The organism is Desulfocurvus thunnarius, assembly GCF_055390965.1.
This window is the reverse complement of record NZ_AP042411.1, coordinates 2,539,514-2,556,963: the sequence shown is the minus strand read 5'-3', so window position 1 is coordinate 2,556,963 and position 17,450 is coordinate 2,539,514. Positions and strand designations below refer to the sequence as shown.

Here is a 17,450-nt window from a genome sequence, read left to right as displayed (position 1 = left end):
CGCGGCGGCCTACAAGGCATCGATGGCCTTCCAGAACTCCTGGCAGGGCGTCACGCGGTAGCGCGGGCCCAGGGCCAGACGGCATTCGAACTCGCCGGTGCAGACCCAGAGCTGGACCTCGGTCTTGCCCGCGAAGCGCGCCAGCACGTCCTTGAGCCGGTCCATGCCCTGGGCCGAGAGCTGGGCCTCGCGCAGGGAGAGCACCACCGGCAGCGTATTGGTCGCAAGGGCCTCGGCCAGGGGCAGCACCTTCTCGGCCACCAGCCGGGCGCGCTTGGGCCCGCCCTCCTCGCCGGGGCCCTCGCGGTCGCTGACCCGGGCCTCGAGCAGCAGCGGCTGGTCGGAAGTGAAAATTTCCTTCATCTCGGTCCAGGAGTCCGGAAACACGGCGCACTCGCCGCCGCCCACCAGGTCCTCCACCTCCAGAAAGGCCATTTTGCCGCCCTTCTTGGTGATGATCTCCTTCACACCGGTCACGATGACCGCCGTGCGCAACTGCACGCCGCCGGGGTAGTCCGCCGCTTCCTGAAGGTCCACCAGCTTCATGCGCCGGATTTCGTGGCGGAAGGTCAGCAGCGGATGGCTGGAGAGGAAGAAACCCAGGGCCTCCTTCTCCTGGCGCAGGCGCTCGTCGTCGGCCCATTCGCCCAGGGGCGGCCCGTCCTGGGGCAGGCCGGTGCCCGGCAGGCTTGGCACGTCCATACCCGCCATGCCCATGAGCGACATCTGGCCGCTGTCACGGTCCTTGGCGCGCTTCTGGGCCGTGGCGACCACGCGGTCCAGGGCGTCCGCCATCTCGGCCCGGGGCACGCCGAAGCAGTCCATACTGCCGCTCTTGATCAGGTTTTCCAGCACGCGCTTGGTGACCTTGCGCAGGTTCACGCGCTCGGCCAGGTCCAGCAGGCTCTTGTACGGCCCGCCCTCGGCCCGGGCGTCCACGATCTCGCGGATGGCCTCGTCGCCCACGTTCTTGACCCCGGCCAGGCCGAAGATGATCCGGCCCTGCTCGGGCACGGTGAAGTGGCTCTGGGAGCGGTTCACGTCCGGCGGCAGCACGGCGATGTCCATGTCGCGGCAGGCGTTCAGGTATTTGAGCAGCTTGTCGGTGTTGCCCACTTCCGAGGTGATCATGGCGGCCATGAACTCGGTGGGGTAATGGGTCTTCAGGTAGGCCGTGTAGTAGGAGATGAGCGCGTAGGCCGCCGAGTGCGACTTGTTGAAGCCGTAGGCCGCGAACATCTCCATGAGGTCGAAGATCTCCTTGGCCTTTTCCTGGCTCACGCCCTTGCCGATGGCGCCCTCGTAGAACACGGCGCGCTGCTCGGCCATGGCCTCGGCGATCTTCTTGCCCATGGCCCGGCGCAACAGGTCCGCGCCGCCCAGGGTGTAGCCCGCCACCACCTGGGCGATCTTCATCACCTGCTCCTGGTAGACGATGACGCCGTAGGTGTCGCGCAGCACGGGCTCCAACTCGGGCAGGGGATAGACCACCGGCACCTCGCCGTGCTTGCGGCGGATGAACTCGTCGACCATGCCCGAGCCCAGGGGCCCGGGGCGGTACAGGGCGAGCATGGCGATGATGTCGTCGAAGCAGGAGGGCTTGAGCATGCGCAGGTATTTGCGCATGCCGTCGGACTCGACCTGGAAGATGCCGTCGGTGTCGCCGCGCGAATACAGGTCGTAGGTCGGCTGGTCGTCCAGGGGCAGGGTGTCCAGGTCGGGCACGGGCAGGCCCTCCTCGCCGATGATGTCCAGGGTGTCCTGGATCACCGTCATGGTCCGCAGGCCCAGGAAGTCGAACTTCACCAGCCCGATCTTCTCGACGTATTTCATGTCGTACTGGGTCACGACCTCGCCCTTCTTGCCCCGGTACAACGGCAGGAACTCGTTCATGGGCCCCGGCGAGATGACCACGCCCGCCGCGTGGGTCGAGGCGTGGCGGTGCATGCCCTCCAGGCGTTGGGACACATCGAGCAGCCGGGCCACGCGCGGGTCCTCGGCCTGCATGCGCACCAGCTCGGGCTCCAGCTCCAGGGCCTTGCCGATGGTCATCTTCAGGTCTTCGGGGATGAGCTTGGCGATCTTGTCCGTCTCGGCGAAGGTCAGCCCCAGGGCGCGGCCCACGTCGCGCACCACGGCCTTGGCCTTCATGGTCCCGAAGGTGGTGATCTGGGCCACGGACTCCTCGCCGTACTTCCGGGCCGTGTAACGGATGACCTCGCCCCGGCGGCGTTCGCAGAAGTCCACGTCGATATCCGGCATGGAGATGCGCTCGATGTTCAAAAAACGCTCGAACAGCAGGTTGTACGGAATGGGGTCCAGGTTGGTGATGCGCAGGGCGTAGGCCACCAGGGAGCCCGCCGCCGAGCCGCGCCCGGGGCCCACGGGAATCCTGTTGCGCTTGGCCCAGTTGATGAAGTCCTGGACGATGAGGAAATAGCCGGGAAAGTCCATCTCGCGGATGACGCCCAGCTCCATTTCCAGGCGTTCCCAATAGAGCTTCTCGTCCACCGCGTAAGGCAGGGCCGCCAGGCGCTCGCGCAGGCCCTGGCGCGCCAGGTCGCACATCTCGTCGGCCAGGCTCTTGCCCTCGTCCACCTTGTAGACCGGGAAGAAATACCGGCCCATGGGGATTTCCACGTTGCACTGCTCGGCGATGCGCACCGTGTTGTCCAGGGCCTCGGGGCAGTCGGGGAACGCGCGGCGCATCTCCTGGGGCGGACGGTAATAAAGCTTGTCCGAATCCACGCGGAAGCGCTTGTCGTCGTCCACGCAGGCGTTGGTCTGCACGCACAGCAGGATGTCGTGGGCCTTGGCGTCGGCGGCGGTGAGGTAGTGGCAGTCGTTGGTGGCCACCAGGGGCAGCTTCGCGTGCCCGGCCAGCTCGCGCAAAAGCATGTTGGCCCGGTCCTGCTCGGCGATGCCGTTGGCCTGGATCTCGATGTAGAAACGCCCGGGGAAGATGGCTTCGTAAAGCCGGGCCACGCGCAGGCCCTCGTCCATGCCCCGGTCGAGCAGCGCGCGGACCACCTCGCCCTGCAGGCAGGCCGACAGGGCGACGACGCCCTCGCTGTGGCGCGCCAGGAACTCGCGGCTGACCCGGGGCTTGTAGTAGAAGCCCTCCAGGTAGCCTTCGGAAACGATCTTGGTCAGGTTATGGTAGCCTGTGAGGTTCTGGGCCAGCAGCACCAGATGGTAGCGGCGCGCGGCCCCGGGGCCTTCCTTCACCCGGTGGTCGCCCTCGGAAACGTAGATTTCCGAGCCGATGACCGGCTTGACCCCGTGGTCCTTGGCGGTGGTGAAGAACTTGGCCGCGCCGTACATGCTGCCGTGGTCGGTGATGGCGGCGGCGGGCAGGCCGAATTCCACGGTCTTGGCGCACAGATCCTTCAGACGGATGGCGCCGTCCAGCAGGCTGAACTCCGTATGGCAGTGCAGATGGACGAAATCGGACATGGCTGTCGGGCCCTGCTTGGTGGCTGGTGGGGTTGCGCGCCCGGGGCGCGGGCGCGTCGGGGCAGTATACCAGCAATCGGCCCGGGGCAAAACCCCGGGCCGAAGCCTTGCGGGAAAAAGCCTGGGCGGCGGCGCAGGCGTGGAGCGTTCGCCCCCCGGGCCGCACGGGCGGCCCTGCCGGGCGCCGGCCGCCCGGCGCCTCCGCCGGGGCCTCAGTTCTCCAGGCGCGCCCGCTGGCTGTAGAAGGCCGTGCAGCCGCCCAGGTCGCATTCCTGCGCCGCGATGAGCGGGTTGAAGCAGCGGCCGTCGCGCATCCAGCCGCCCCGGCGGGCCACGATGGCCTCGGGGTGGACCCCGGAGTCCAGGCGCAGGCGCACGGGCATGCGCCCGGCCGGGGTGGCCAGGAACACCGGGCGCTCGGGGTCCAGGCCCTCCAGGCAGGGGTTGCCCGGCGACACCGCCACCGGCGGCAGCCCCGGGCCCTCGCCCGGGGCGTCCAGCGCCTGCGGGTCGATCTGGGAATTGATGCGGTCGCGGTGGGCCAGGGTCAGCAGGGCGCAGGGCCATTCGGGCCCGGCCTCCGGCTCGGGATGCAGGGCCCCGGGCAGGCGGAATTTGCCGTCGGGGTGGGCGAAGCGCATGCCCTCGAAGGCGACCTCGGGCCAGCGGGCGCGCATGAAGCCCCGGGCGCGCAGTTCGTCCATGGAAAACGGCGTGCTCGGGCCGGACAGGGCCATGCGGAAGCACTCCTCGGCGGCGGGCAGCGGCACGGGCTCGCGCAGCATCCGCCCCAGTTCGCTCACGAAGTCGAAGTCCGCCCGGGCCTCGCCCACGGGCTCGCGAACCTTGGCCGCGTAGTTGACCACGCTGTGCACGCACGAGCCCGCCAGGTCCTCGCGCTCGGTGAGCAGCGCGCAGGGCAGGATCAGGTCCGCCTGCTCGGCGGTGTCGGTCATGAACGCCTCGACCACGACCACGAAACCGCAGCGGCGCAGGGCCCGGGCCAGGGTCCGGCTCTCGGGAAGCTGGGCCACCGGGTTCATGCCGTCGATCCACAGCAGCTCCACCGGCGGGTCGGCCTCCAGCAGGGCCCGGCCCAGGGCGTGCATGGGCAGGCTGCGCGGCGCCGGAGCCACCCCGCGCGTGGCCCACTTCACGAAGTTGCGGCCCGAGGAGATGCCGTAGGACACCCCGCCCCCGGCGCGGCCCACGTTGCCGGACAGGGCGGCCAGGGCGTCGATGAAGCGCACGTTCTCGCCGCCGTGCAGGTAGCGCTGCACGCCCCAGCCGATGAGGGTCGCCGTGGGCCCGTCGGCGATGTAGCAGGCCAGCAGTTCGGCGAAATCCGTGGGCGCGACGCCGCAGGCGTCCAGCAGGGCCGCCGTGTCGTGGGCGGCCAGCAGGGCCTGGAAGGCCTCCAGCCCGTGGGCGGCGGCGCGAACCCCGGGGGCCACGCCGCGCTCCAGCAGCGCCTTGCACGCGGCGGCGGCCAGAAAGCGGTCGCACCCCGGGCGCACGGCCAGCACGCGGTCGGAAAACTCGGCGCAGCCGCCGCCGTCGGGCGAGATGGACAGCACCCGCGCGCCCTGCCTGCGGGCCTGTTTGACCAGGGCAAGCTGATGCACCGAGCAGCGCGTCAGGTCGCGGCCCCAGTTGACGATACGCGCGGCGCGCAGCACGTCTTCGGGGGCGTTCTGGTCCAGGGCGCCGAAGTCCAGGACGGTGGCCGCGCTGCCCGCCTCGTCGCAGGGCGAACCGCTGGTGTTCGTCGCGCCCAGGACGCCGAACAGGTGGCGCGAGGCCTGGGCCAGCACCCCGCGCAGGGCTCCGCCCTTGACGTGGGCCATGCGTTCGGGGGTGGCCCGCAGGGCGTCGATGCGCCCGGCCACAAGCTCCAGGGCCCGCCGCCAGGACACGGGCACGAAGCCCTCGCCCCGGCGCAGCAGCGGCGTGGTGATGCGCGCGGGATGCGCGAGCCGCTCGGGGAAGCGCGCGGTCTTGGCGCAGATGAAGCCCTGGGTGAAAGGATGCTCCGGGTTGCCCCGGATGCGCATCCCGCCCTCGTCGTCGGTGGCCACGATGAAGGAACACCCGTCCGGGCAGTCCAGCATGCAGGCGGAAACGGTTTCGGTCGTGCTCATGGCCGCGACGCTACCCGACCCGGCCCGGGCCGTCAAAAGACGTTTTCGGGCGGGCGCGACGCGGGCGGCGCCGCCCGTGGCCGGGTGCCGTGCCAGGGTGCTGTGTCAGGCGCCCGGGTCCGGATTTCGGCACCGCCCCGGCGGTCGGGGCGGCGCCGTTTCCGGTTTCAATCCTTCCCGGCGCCCTCCTGCGCCACCTCGCCCCAGGCGCGCTTGCTCTTGTCCACCTTCTTGCGCACGCCCGCCCAGGTCTCCCGCGTCAGGGTCGAGGTTTCCATGGCCGCCAGCATCTTGCGGTACAGCGCCAGCGGCACCGCGAAGCTCAGTTCGTCCGGCTTCATGAACTTGCGGGCCGAGGGGTCGAACCCCCCGAGCACGGCGCACTCCTCGCCGCGCCGCTGGTAGGTCAGCGGCCAGGTGATGATGTTCGTGCAGCCCGCGCCGAAAGGCGCCCGCACGGCGTCGAGGCCGCCCGTGGCGTAGCCGACCAGCGAGTGCAGCCCCGTCAGCACCTCCGGGCGCGCGAAAAAGGCCACCACCAACGGCTCCTCTTCGGCGGTGAACAGCTCCAGGGGCTTGATGACGCAGTACTTGCCCAGGCCGGACGGCGGATCGACCTCCTCAAGGAAGTGCCGCATCGCCTCGGGCGAGGGCATGTAGTGCTCGCCCTCCATGGGCGTGCCCGGAATGCCCGTGGACACGTAATTGACGATCATCTCCACGTAGGGCGCGTAGACGCCCGAATAGTAGCCGCCGCCCATGCAGCCGCATTCCTCGTGACTGATCCAGGCGGCCTTGCGCTTCTTGCGGGCCAGCCAGATGTTGCCGATGATGCACGAGAACGTCCCGAAGGCCTTCTGCCAGTCGATGGCTCCCGCAGCCTCTCTCTGCCGGTCGAATATCTCGCCCGGCTTGGGCCCGAAGCCCTCGGGCTTGGCGTCGGCATAGTAGACTCCGAGCGGCGTCTCCTCGTGTCCCAGCAGCTCCAAAAGCCTGCCGGTCTGTTCCATCAACGTGTTCATACTCGCTCCTTTGTCCGGTCATGCGTTCGGCGCACATGCCTGCGCCCCGGGCATCACGCCCCGGCTCCTTTGCGGGAGCCGCCCAAACTGTTGATAACATCAACAATTTATCTAAAAAAACACTCCGGGCACCCGCCTGCCCACAACGGCTCATCCGGCCCCGGTGCGCAGGTTGCGCTTGACCGTGGCGAGCACGCGCAGGCAGGTCGCCACGTCTTCGGGGTCCAGCCCCGCCGCGGCGCCGCGCAGCGTTTCCAGCGAAATGGCGAACCCCTGCTCCCGCAGGGCCAACGCACCCGGTGCGGCGCTGATGATCTTCCGACGCTCGTTGGCGGCGTCCACCTGCCGCGTGATGAGCCCTTTGGCCTCCATCAGGGAGAGCACCCGGCTGATGCTCGCCTTGTCGGCGCAGATCGCATGGGCCAACTCATCCTGTGTGGCGCTGCCCCGCTCCCAGAGCAGCACCAGCAGCCCCCACTGCTCGGGGGTCATGTCCAGCCCCGCCTCCCGCAAACGCCGCCGCAGGGTCGAATGCAGCAGCCGGTAGGCGGTGATGGTCATGAATCCCAATGATTCTTCAGGGAAATACGTGTCGGCACCCATGGATTCCGGGTAGCGGGAACTGTTGAACTTGTCAATTGTTACCGCAAAAACGCCCCGGGACCGTAAGGTTCACGACCGGGGGCGACCGCGACCGCCGATTGACAAAACAGCCCTTAGCATGTTTTAATAAAATGATAATTATTCATAACAAAACCAAACATCCAACCCCGCCCGGAAACACCCCATGCGAAATGACGCCTCACTCGGCGCGGCAATCGCGGACTTCGCCCGCGCCACCCCCGAGGCCCAGGGCTGCTGCGAGCACATACTCGACCTTCTCAAGGGAAAGAGACCCCACAAATACGCGGCGATCATACGCTTCGTCCTCAAAGGCCGCGCCGCGCGGATACTCGACATCGGGTGCGGCCAGGGGGAACTGGCCGTCTTCTTCGCCCTCAAGGGCCACACCGTCACGGGCATCGACATCAACCGCAAGGCTCTCGGCATTGCGGCCGACCTGGCAAAGCACCTGCACCTCGAAAACGCCCGCTTTGCATACGCCGACGCCCAGGCCTTCGACATGACGGGCTTCGGCGCGGCCTATTCCACGGATTTCTACGAGCACATCGACGAAGAAACCCAACTGGCGCACCTGAAGTGCGTGAACAGGGCGCTGAAGGATGGAAGCTACTTCATTCGCGCCCCGCACAGGGCCAACATCAGGCAGCACCGGGGGTCGCACATCGGCCTGCCGACCTATGCCTCCATCCTGAAGCAGGCCGACACGGCCGGCTTCCGCTGCCGCTGCATGCTCGGGCACGCGGGCATTCCCTCGCCCGTCGGCTACCACTACGCCGCGGAGCGCTGGGTGCTGTCCCGGCAGGCCACGCCGGAAAGGAAATACGACACGCTGAAGAAACTCGGGCTGGCCAACGTCCTCGTCCGACTGCAAAAGCGCCCGTAAGGGAACGCCCGCCCGGCGCTCCCCCACGCAAAAACGCCCGGAAGCCGAAGCCTCCGGGCGTTTTGCATTCGTCCGTGCCCGTTGCGTCCGCGCCGACGGGGTGCCTACAGGCTGGCGGCCATCTTGCGCAGCAGGCGCACGAGCTGGTTCGAGTAGCCGGATTCGTTGTCGTACCAGATCACCAGCTTGAGCTGCGTGCCGTCGATGACGTGGGTCAGCAGACCGTCCACCACGCCGCCGCAGGCGTTGGAGGTGTAGTCCACCGACACCAGGGGCACCTCGGTGTAGCCCATGTGGCCCGCAAGCGGCCCCTCGGCGGCGGCGCGCAGCAGGGCGTTGACCTCGTCGGCGGTCACCGGGCGTTCCAGTTCGCAGGTCAGGTCCACCAGGGAGACGTTGGCCGTGGGCACGCGCATGGACACGCCGTCCAGCTTGCCGTGCAGCTCGGGGATGACCAGCCCGATGGCCCGGGCCGCGCCCGTGGAGGTCGGGATGATGCTCAGGGCCGCCGCGCGGGCCCGGCGCAGGTCCTTGTGCGAGCCGTCGAGGATGCGCTGGTTCATGGTGTAGGAATGCACGGTGGTCATGTGCCCGTGGCGGATGCCGAAGGCGTCGTGCACGGTCTTGGCCGCCGGGGCCAGGCAGTTGGTGGTGCACGAGGCGTTGGAGAGCACCATGTGCCGTGCGGGGTCGTAGAGCCCGTCGTTCACGCCCATGACCACGGTCAGGTCGGCGTCTTCCGCCGGGGCGGCGATGACGGCCTTCTTCGCGCCGCAGTCCACGTGCTGGGCCAGCCCGGCGCGGGTCTTCACCCGGCCCGAGGTCTCCACCACGATGTCCACGCCGCCCGCGCCCCAGGTCCATTGCCCGATGTCCTGGCGCGACACGGCCACCTCGCGGCCGTCGATGGCCAGCCCGGCGGCGGTGGGCACGATCTCGCCCGGGTAGGTGCCGTGGATGGAGTCGTACTTGAGCAGGTGGGCCAGGGTCGCGTTGTCGGCCCGGGCGTTGATCATGGCCAGCTCAAGCTCCGTTTCGTGAACCAGCAGGCGGGTCAGGTAGCGGCCGATGCGGCCGAAGCCGTTCAAACCGATGCGCACGGACATTGTTCCTTCCTTGCAGGCAATTTTAGATTTGGTTCGAGCAGCCCAGCACGTTCTTGATCTTGTGCTGGACCATATCCTTGACCGCCCCGCGCGCCTCGCCCAGATAGCCGCGCGGGTCGAAGGCCGCCGGGTTGTCGTGGAAGAACTTGCGCATGGTGGCCGTCATGGCCAGGCGGATGTCGGTGTCGATGTTGATCTTGCACACGCCGAAGGTGGCCGCGCGGCGCAAAAGGTCCTCGGGCACGCCCTGGGCGCCGGGAATCTGCCCGCCGTAGGCGTTGGCCATGGCCACGAACTCCTGGGGCACGCTGGACGATCCGTGCAGCACCAGCGGGTAGTCCGGCAGCATCTTCGTGATGGTTTCCAGGCGCTCGAAGTCCAGGCGCGGGGTGCCCTTGAACTTGTAGGCCCCGTGGCTGGTGCCGATGGCGATGGCCAGGCTGTCGCAGCCGGTCTTGCCCACGAAGTCCACGGCCTGATCGGGGTCGGTGTACACGTTCTCTTCGCTGACCACGTGCTCCTCGATGCCCGCCAGCCGCCCGAGCTCGGCCTCGACCCACACGCCCTTGTCGTGGGCGTACTGCACCACCCGCCTGGTCAGGGCCACGTTCTCCTCATACGGCAGGTGCGAGCCGTCGATCATCACCGAGGTGAACCCGCCGTCGATGCAGGCCTTGCAGATGTCGAAGTCCGCGCCGTGGTCCAGGTGCACGCAGATGGGCAGGTCGGCCTCCACCAGGGCGGCCTCCACCAACTTCATCAGGTAGGGCTGGCTGGCGTATTTGCGCGCCCCGGCGGAAATCTGGAGGATGAGCGGGGCGCGCTCCTCCTGGGCCGCCATGACGATGCCCTGGATGATCTCCATGTTGTTCACGTTGAACGCGCCCACGGCAAAGCCGCCCTTGTACGCCTTCTCGAACATTTCCTTGGGTCCGGTCAGGGGCATGGCATCCTCCTCGATCGGTATGAATGACGGCGGAGCCCGGGCCGGGCGCCGCCCATGCGGACATCGCAACCCCTCGCGCACCGAGGCCCCGCGCCCCGAAGGCCGGGGGCGGGTCTGGCGCGCGAAGGCCTCCCGTTGAAAACGAACCAGCTTATAGACGCAGCCCGGTGGGCTGTCAATTGAGGCCCATGGCCTCCAGGGTGCCCATGGCCCCGTCGTCGGTGAAGTTGAAGCGCAGCGGCGTCAGGGTGATGTGCCCGGCCCACAGCAGGGCCCGGTCCGTCCCGGGGCTCACGCGCTCCTCGGGGATGCGCCCGCCGAGCCAGTAATACTTGTGCCCGCGCGGGTCGGTGCGCTCGTCGTACCAGTCCTCGTAGCCCGCCGTGGTCTGGCGGCAGATGCGCAGCGGCATGGTCTCGGCCAGGGGCCGGTCCGGAAAGTTCAGGTTCAGCACGCACTGGCGCGGCAACCCGGCCCAGTCCACGCGGTCCACGAAATCCGCCGTCCAGCCCGCCTGTTCGGCCAGGTCCCCCGGGGTCCAGTTGTCCAGCGACACCGCCAGGGCCGGAAAGCCCATGAGCGCCCCCTCGGTGGCGGCGGACACCGTGCCCGAATAGATGATGTCCACCCCCACGTTGCAGCCCGCGTTGATGCCCGAGACCACCAGGTCCGGCGGTTCGTCCAGCAGGCGGCTCAGGGCCAGCTTCACACAGTCCACCGGCGTGCCCTGCACGCCCTGGCCGCGAAAGCCGTTCTCATGGAACTGCTTGACCTTGAGCGGCATGGCCAGCGTCACGGCATGGCCCACGGCGGACTGCTCGGTGACCGGGGCGACCACGCGCACCCGGTGCCCGCGCGCCGTCAGCGCCGCATACAGCGCCCGCAGGCCCACGGCCTGGATGCCGTCGTCGTTGGTGAGAAGAATCTTCATGGGCCGCAGGCTCCCTTGTTGGCGTTTTCCACCCGGCCGGGCCGTGCCGCTCCGGCCACGCGCCGAAAATCGCGGCGCCCCAGGCGCGCGCCCCCAAGCCTAGCCCAGGCGCGCCATCTTCGCAACGTCCAAGGACGATTGCACCGCCCCCATGCTTCTGCTATCCCTTGCGGGCGGCACGCGCGCCGCGCAAACCCTTTGCCCCCACCGCCGCCCATGCACGCCAAGACCGTCTTCGTCCGCGACCTGACCCCCGGCCAAAAGGCCGACGCCGTGTTCCTGCTGGCCGAGGCCCGCCAGGGCCAGGCCAAGAACGGCCCCTTCTGGGCCCTGACCCTGGCCGACCGCAGCGGCGAGGTGCCCGCCAAGATCTTCTCGCCCCAGGCCCAGGCCCACCAGGAGCTGGCCACCGGCAGTTTCGTCCACGTGCGCGGGCTGGTCGGCACCTATCGCGATCAGGCCCAGGTCGTGGTGGACGAACTGGCCGTGCTGGACCCCGAGGCCGAAGCCGCCCTGACCCTGGCCGACTTCGTGCGCGCCAGCGAGCGCCCCCCCGAGGACATGCTGGCCGACCTCGAAGCCCTGTGCCGCGAACACCTGCACCACAAGCCCCTGCGCACCCTGTGCCGCAACGTGCTGACCGACCCCGGGGTCAAGGCCCGGCTGATGACCGCCCCCGGCGCCGTGAGCATCCACCACGCCTACGCGGGCGGCCTGCTGGAGCACACCCTGGCCGTATGCCGCGCGTGCATGGCCTTTTGCGACCTCTACCCCGACCTGGACCGCCAGGTGCTGCTCGCCGCCGCCGTCTTCCACGACCTGGGCAAGGCCTGGGAATACGCCCCCGGCCCCGTGCGCGAGCACAGCGACGAGGGCCGCCTGCTGGGGCACATCTTCATCGGCATGCAGGTGCTCGAACCCTTCCTGCGCAAGGCCAGGGACCTGGAGCCCGAAATCGCCACCCACGTCCGCCACGTCATCCTGGCCCACCACGGCGAGCTGGAATGGGGCTCGCCCAAGCGCCCCAAAACCCGCGAGGCCTTCGCCCTGCACTTCGCCGACAACCTCGACGCCAAGCTCAAGACCGTGGCCGAGGCCGTGGACGAAACCCTGCCCGAAGGCGAACCCGGCTGGAGCGCCTTCGTGCGGCCCCTGTCGCGCTTCGTCTACCGCCCCGCCCGCACCCCCGACCCGTCCCAGGACAGGAAGGACAACACCAAGGCCCAGCAATGTTCATTACTTTCGAAGGAATAGAAGGCTCCGGCAAGTCCAGCGTCCTGGACCGCGTGCAGGAACACCTCGCCGCCCAGGGCTACGACGTGCTGCGCACCCGCGAGCCCGGCGGCTCGCGCCTGGGCGTCGAGCTGCGGCGCATCCTGCTGGCCGTGGAAAACGCCGACCTCACCGCCGAGGCCGAGCTGTTCCTCTACCTCGCCGACCGCGCCCAGCACGTGGCCACCGTCATCCGCCCCGCCCTGGCCGCCGGGCGCGTGGTGCTCTGCGACCGCTACGCCGACTCCACCGTGGTCTACCAGGGCTACGGGCGCGGCCTGGACCCCGCCCTGCTGCACACCCTGAACAACGAGGCCATCCGCGGCCTGTGGCCCGACCTGACCCTGCTCTTCGACCTGCCCGCCGAGCAGGGCCTGCGCCGCGCCCTGGCCCGCAACGTCCGCGAGGGCACCCACCAGGCCGAAGGCCGCTTCGAGGCCGAGGCGATCTCCTTTCACGAAACCGTGCGCGAGGGCTACCTGACCCGCGCGGCCCTCTACAACAAACGCTTCCGCGTGGTGGACGCCTCCAAACCCCTGGCCGCCGTGGTCGCCCAGGCCGTGGAAGTCGTGGGCCAGAACCTGCGCGAGCGCCCCGACTCCGCCCAGGGGCCGGCCCCGCGCACCCTGGAGCCCAGGCCGTGACCGCTCCCACGGCGCCCGCCCCTCCCACCACCCCGGCCGCCACCGTCCCGGCCACCGCCGTGGTGCTCACCTGCAACGGCCAGCGGCACCTGGAACGCACCCTGGCCTCCCTGGATTTCTGCCAGCGCCTGCTGGTGGTGGACTCCGGCAGCACCGACGCCACCCTGGACATCGCCCGCGCCGCCGGGGCCGACATTCTCACCCGGCCCTGGGAAGGCACCATCCCCCAGTTCCGCTTCGCCTTCGGGCATGTGGACACGCCCTGGATCGTCACCCTGGACCAGGACGAATTCCTCTCCCCCGAGCTCAAGGCCGAGCTGCGCGCCGCCCTGGCCGCCCCCGGCGCGGCCACCGGCTTCTTCTGCCCGCGCCGCTCCTGGTACCTCGACCGCTTCATCCGCCACTCCGGCTGGTACCCCGACCTGCTCCTGCGCGCCTTCCGCCTCGACGCCGTGGAAATCCGGGGCACCCTGCCCCACGAGGAGTTCCACCCCACCGGCCCGGTGCGCACCCTGGCCGCCGACATCGTCCACTACCCCTACGCCGACCTCGCCGAACATCTGGACAAGATCAACCGCTACACCAGCACCGCCGCCGCCGAACTGCACCGCAAGGGCCGCCCCTCCGGCCTCGGCCGCGCCCTGGCCCACGGCGCGGGCAAGTTCGCCAAGCAATACCTGCTCAAGCAGGGCTTCCGCGACGGCCGCGCAGGCCTCGTCCTGGCCGTCCACGCCTTCCTCTACGCCTTCCACAAATACATGAAGCTCGACGAACTCAACCGCCGCGCCGGGCAAAAATAGCGGGCGGAAGCGGCCTGCGGCCGCCGGGAGAGGGGGCGGGGGGAACCCCCTTTTTCCCGAGCGCCAAAAGCGGGTTCCCCCCGCCCCCTCTCCCGGACCCTCTCCCCCACCCCCCTCCTGGGAAATGCGCTCTTTCCGGGGAAAGGCCCGGCTTGGCGGCACAGGTATCAAAAATATTGCCCCGGGGAACTTACCGGGGTGGAAAAGGGAAAGAAAGAGCGCATGGGTCCTGCCTTCCTTCTCTTTTTAATGTTCAGGTGGGAGAGAAGGGAAGGAGGAGGGGGGATAATGGCGGGGAGAGTGGGAGATCAGCCCCTTTCTGAAACCAGGGAAGACCACAGGCGGCGGTAGTTGTCCGCCATGGCGGCCAGGGAATAGCGGGTTTCGATGCGCTGGCGGGCCTGGCGGCCCAGGGCCGCCCTGGCCTCCGGGGGCAGCAGGGCCAGGTCCAGTATGGCTTCGGCCAGGGCCGGGGCGTCGCCGCGCGGCACCACGCGGCCCAGCCCGCCCAGGACCAGGGCCGCGTCGCCCGCGTCCGTGGTGGCGCAGGGCACGCCGCAGGCCATGGCCTCGCCCAGCACGTTGGGAAAACCCTCGCTCTGCGACGACAGGGCCAGACAATCCACCGCCGCCAGCACCTGCGGCACGTCGGCCCGGGGCCCCAGCGGCAACACCCGGCCCGTCAGGCCGTGCTCGCGCAGCAGGCCTGTGCCCGCGGTCATGGCCGCGTCTCCCGGGCCGAGGCCCTGGCCGCAGAAAACGGCCCGCAGCCCCGGCTCCCGCCGCAACGCCAGGGCCAGAGCCCGGCACAGCAGCGGCAGATTCTTCATGGCGTCCATGCGGCCCACGAAGCCCACCACCGGCTCCCCGGCCCCGAAGCCCCACTCCGCCCGCAGCCGGGCCCGCGCCGCCGGGTCCGGCGCGAAACGCCGCGTGTCGAAGCCGTTGGGGATGACCGTCATGGCCCCCGCGTAACCCAGGCGCCGGTGGTGCTCCACCGCCGCCTGCGAGTTGGTCACAATCGCCCGGGGCAGGCGCGACAGCCGTGCCAGCAAGCGCACCGTCAGCCGCGTGCCCGCACGGTAATGCGAAAAATCCATGTCCGCGCAGCGGATGTTCCAGGCCACGGGGATGGTCCCCCGGCCCCAGGCCGCCAGCCGCGCGGCCAGAAGGCCCATGAGGTCCGCGTGGTACAGCCAGGTCTGCACCACGTCGGGCCCGAATTCGCGCACGGTGCCCACCAGCCGGGGCAGGGCCAGCAGGGCCGACGGCCCCGGAGCCAGCCCCAGGCTCGACACCCGCGCCCCGGCCTCGCGCGCGGGCCCGGCCAGCGGCCCCTCGGCCAACAGGCTGACCACCCGGTGCTCGACCTCCGGCACGGCGGCCACGGCCTTGACCAGCGAGGCTTCCGCTCCGCCGCGCCCCAGCCCGGTGATGACGTGCAGCACCTTCACTGCGCAGCCCCCCCGCCCCAACGCCCGTGCCAGGCCTGGAGCATCAGCACGGCCCACAGCAGCGCGTGGCGCGAGGTGTCGCCCGCCAGATGCCGCCGCCACAGGGCGCGCACGGGCCCGGGCGCCAGCAGCCCGGCCTCGCGCAGGGCGCGCTCCGAAAGCAGCGACTCGGCCCAGTCGCGCAGCTCGCGGCCCAGCCACAGCTCCACCGGCAGGGTGAACCCGGCCTTGGGCCGCTCGAACAGCGCCGGGGCCAGCCGCCGGGCCAGCAGGCGGCGCAGGGGCTGCTTGCCCCGCCCCGCGCTCGTGGTCGCCGCCGGGGGCAGCGCGGCGGCGAACTCCACCACGCGGTGGTCCAGGAACGGCGCGCGGGCCTCCACCGAGGCGCCCATGCTGGCGCGGTCGGCCTTGACCAGAATGTCCCCGGGCAGATAGGCGGCCAGATCCCAGGCCTGCATCTGGCGCAGCCGGTCGGTCCCCGGCAGGGTCCAGGCCGGGTCGGTCAGCGCCGTGGGCGGCTCGGCCGCCCTGCCCGCCCCGGGTCCACCAGCCAGCAGGGCCGCCGGATCGGGCAGCAGGGACACCAGGGCGCGGTAGAACTGCGGGAAATCGCGGCTGGCCAGCAGCCCGGCGCGCCAGTGCAGCTTCGGCCCCCGGGGCCCCAGGGCCCGGAAAAGCGCCCCCGGCGCCAGGGCGCAAGCCCGCGCCCCCAGCCGCCGCAGGCCCAGAGGCACGCGCTCCAGGGCCGCGAAGTTCGCCGCCCAGCCGTAGCGCGCATAGCCCGCGAAGCTCTCGTCGGCCCCGTCGCCCGTCAGGGCCACGACCACCTCGCCGGCCAGCTTGCGGAAGATCAGGTGCGTGGGAATCTGCGACGAGTCGGCAAAGGGTTCGTCCCACAGCTCGGGCAGGCTGGGCACCAGGGCCAGCAGGTCCGCCGCCGCCACGGGCAGCACCGTGTGCTCCAGGCCCAGGGCCCGGGCCACGGCCCCGGCATGGCCCGACTCGTCGTAGGCCGCCTCGGCGAAGCGCACGGTGAACGCGCGCACCGGCGCCCCGCCCGCCGCTTCGGCCATGAGCGCGGCGGTCAGCGCGGAGTCGATGCCTCCCGACAGCAGCACGCCCACGGGCACATCGGCCACCATGCGCTGGGCCACGGCCCGGGCCAGCAGGGGCTCCAGGGCGGCGTCCACCTCGTCCGGCCCGCCCGCGAAGGGCTCGCGCACCCCGCGCAGCCAAACCTCGCGCAGGCTCCAATAGGGCCGGACCTCGGGCCCGGCGCCGCCGGGGGCCAGCCGCGCCAGGCAGCCCGGGGGCAGCTTGCGCACGCCCGCGTGGATGCAATACGGCTCCGGCACGTAGCCGTGGCGCAGGTAGAGGGCCAGAGCGCCCTGGTTCACCCGGGGGTCGAACTCCGGCAGGGTGCGCAAGGCCTTGAGTTCCGAGGCGAAGGCCAGCCCCGGGCCGCCCTGCCCGGCCCCGGGCAATGGCATGTAATACAGCGGTTTGACTCCCAGCCGGTCGCGCCCGAGCCACAGGGCGCCCTCGGCGCCGTCCCACACGGCGAAGGCGAACATGCCAGCGAAACGCTCCGTGGCCGCAGCCACGCCCCACTGCTCCATGGCCGCCAGGGCCACCTCGGTGTCCGATCCGCCGTTGAAGGCGTGGCCCAGGGCCGCCAGTTCCCGGCGCAGCTCCAGAAAATTATAGATTTCGCCGTTGTAGCTCATGACGTAACGGCCCGAGGCCGAGGCCATGGGCTGGCGCCCGGCCTCGGAGAGGTCGAGGATGGCCAGCCGCCGGTGGGCCAGGGCCACGCCCGGGGCGCCCCAGACGCCCGCGCCGTCGGGGCCGCGATGGGCCATGGTTCCGTTCATGGTCCGGGCCCGGGCGTCCAGCTCCCGGGGCCCGAGCCCGTCATGCACTATGCCGCAGATTCCGCACACGCGCGCCGCTCCTGTGGTTCACGCCGCCGGGGCCGCAGCCCGGCTCCGGAAGGGGAAAATCGTTCTTCGCGCAGAAACAAAAGAGAGGGCGTCCTGCGTCCTGTGGCCGACGGCGCCCCGGGGTGCATCCGGGCTCCGCCTTCCGACGGGGCGGCGCACAAGGCGCGCGCCCTCCCCTTCGTCCCCTCCCTCCCGGGGCGAGCATAGCCGCAGGGCCGCCGGAATGAC

At 70.3% G+C, this 17,450-nt stretch carries 13 protein-coding genes; 4 read left to right on the top strand and 9 right to left on the bottom strand.

Going from position 1 to position 17,450, the window contains the following annotated elements; translation table 11 throughout:
* Window positions 1–9: 9 nt before the first annotated feature.
* The 4 genes from dnaE to ACZ5KV_RS11095 all read right to left on the bottom strand — a co-directional run bounded on the left by dnaE (window position 10) and on the right by ACZ5KV_RS11095 (window position 7,180).
* On the bottom strand, window positions 10–3,456 hold the full coding sequence (gene dnaE, locus ACZ5KV_RS11110; RefSeq protein ID WP_464239369.1) for a DNA polymerase III subunit alpha: 3,447 nt from the start codon (window positions 3,454–3,456) through the stop codon (window positions 10–12).
* Between the two features lie 212 nt (window positions 3,457–3,668).
* Entirely contained in the window at window positions 3,669–5,597 is a 1,929-nt protein-coding gene (locus tag ACZ5KV_RS11105) for a molybdopterin-dependent oxidoreductase (protein ID WP_464239368.1), read from the bottom strand.
* Between the two features lie 167 nt (window positions 5,598–5,764).
* The gene (locus ACZ5KV_RS11100; RefSeq protein ID WP_464239367.1) at window positions 5,765–6,619 is read right to left on the bottom strand and encodes a DUF169 domain-containing protein; all 855 of its coding nucleotides are present in this window, start codon (window positions 6,617–6,619) and stop codon (window positions 5,765–5,767) included.
* Window positions 6,620–6,769: 150 nt separating this feature from the next.
* Entirely contained in the window at window positions 6,770–7,180 is a 411-nt protein-coding gene (locus tag ACZ5KV_RS11095; protein WP_464239366.1) for a MarR family winged helix-turn-helix transcriptional regulator, read from the bottom strand.
* A gap of 226 nt (window positions 7,181–7,406) precedes the next feature.
* Between ACZ5KV_RS11095 and ACZ5KV_RS11090 the strand changes: the two genes are divergently transcribed.
* Window positions 7,407–8,126 (top strand): class I SAM-dependent methyltransferase, encoded by a 720-nt coding sequence (locus tag ACZ5KV_RS11090; protein ID WP_464239365.1) that lies wholly within the window; start codon window positions 7,407–7,409, stop codon window positions 8,124–8,126.
* A 104-nt stretch (window positions 8,127–8,230) separates the two neighbouring features.
* Here ACZ5KV_RS11090 and gap read toward each other — a convergent pair whose 3' ends face one another.
* The 3 genes from gap to surE form a co-directional block, all read right to left on the bottom strand.
* Complete coding sequence (gene gap / locus ACZ5KV_RS11085; RefSeq protein ID WP_464239364.1) at window positions 8,231–9,232, bottom strand: type I glyceraldehyde-3-phosphate dehydrogenase; 1,002 nt, start codon at window positions 9,230–9,232, stop codon at window positions 8,231–8,233.
* A 22-nt stretch (window positions 9,233–9,254) separates the two neighbouring features.
* Complete coding sequence (gene fba / locus ACZ5KV_RS11080; protein ID WP_464239363.1) at window positions 9,255–10,178, bottom strand: class II fructose-1,6-bisphosphate aldolase; 924 nt, start codon at window positions 10,176–10,178, stop codon at window positions 9,255–9,257.
* A gap of 175 nt (window positions 10,179–10,353) precedes the next feature.
* Window positions 10,354–11,109 (bottom strand): 5'/3'-nucleotidase SurE, encoded by a 756-nt coding sequence (gene surE, locus ACZ5KV_RS11075; protein ID WP_464239362.1) that lies wholly within the window; start codon window positions 11,107–11,109, stop codon window positions 10,354–10,356.
* A 216-nt stretch (window positions 11,110–11,325) separates the two neighbouring features.
* Between surE and ACZ5KV_RS11070 the strand changes: the two genes are divergently transcribed.
* The 3 genes from ACZ5KV_RS11070 to ACZ5KV_RS11060 are packed head-to-tail and all read left to right on the top strand — an operon-like array spanning window position 11,326 to window position 13,825.
* Window positions 11,326–12,363 carry a 3'-5' exoribonuclease YhaM family protein gene (locus ACZ5KV_RS11070; RefSeq protein ID WP_464239361.1) on the top strand — a complete coding sequence of 346 codons (1,038 nt, stop codon included), beginning with the start codon at window positions 11,326–11,328 and terminating at the stop codon, window positions 12,361–12,363.
* A complete protein-coding gene (gene tmk, locus ACZ5KV_RS11065) occupies window positions 12,339–13,025 on the top strand; it encodes a dTMP kinase (protein ID WP_464239360.1) in 687 nt (228 codons plus the stop codon). The genes ACZ5KV_RS11070 and tmk overlap by 25 nt, the downstream gene beginning before the upstream one ends.
* The gene (locus tag ACZ5KV_RS11060; protein WP_464239359.1) at window positions 13,022–13,825 is read left to right on the top strand and encodes a glycosyltransferase family 2 protein; all 804 of its coding nucleotides are present in this window, start codon (window positions 13,022–13,024) and stop codon (window positions 13,823–13,825) included. Before tmk ends, ACZ5KV_RS11060 begins: the two co-directional genes overlap by 4 nt.
* Window positions 13,826–14,133: 308 nt before the next feature.
* Here the strand turns inward: ACZ5KV_RS11060 and ACZ5KV_RS11055 are convergent, their stop codons facing one another.
* Together ACZ5KV_RS11055 and asnB are read right to left on the bottom strand one after the other, a co-directional pair.
* Window positions 14,134–15,279, bottom strand: coding sequence for a glycosyltransferase (locus ACZ5KV_RS11055; protein WP_464239358.1), 1,146 nt, complete (start codon window positions 15,277–15,279; stop codon window positions 14,134–14,136).
* Entirely contained in the window at window positions 15,276–17,222 is a 1,947-nt protein-coding gene (gene asnB, locus ACZ5KV_RS11050; RefSeq protein WP_464239357.1) for an asparagine synthase (glutamine-hydrolyzing), read from the bottom strand. The genes ACZ5KV_RS11055 and asnB overlap by 4 nt, the downstream gene beginning before the upstream one ends.
* Window positions 17,223–17,450 lie beyond the last annotated feature (228 nt).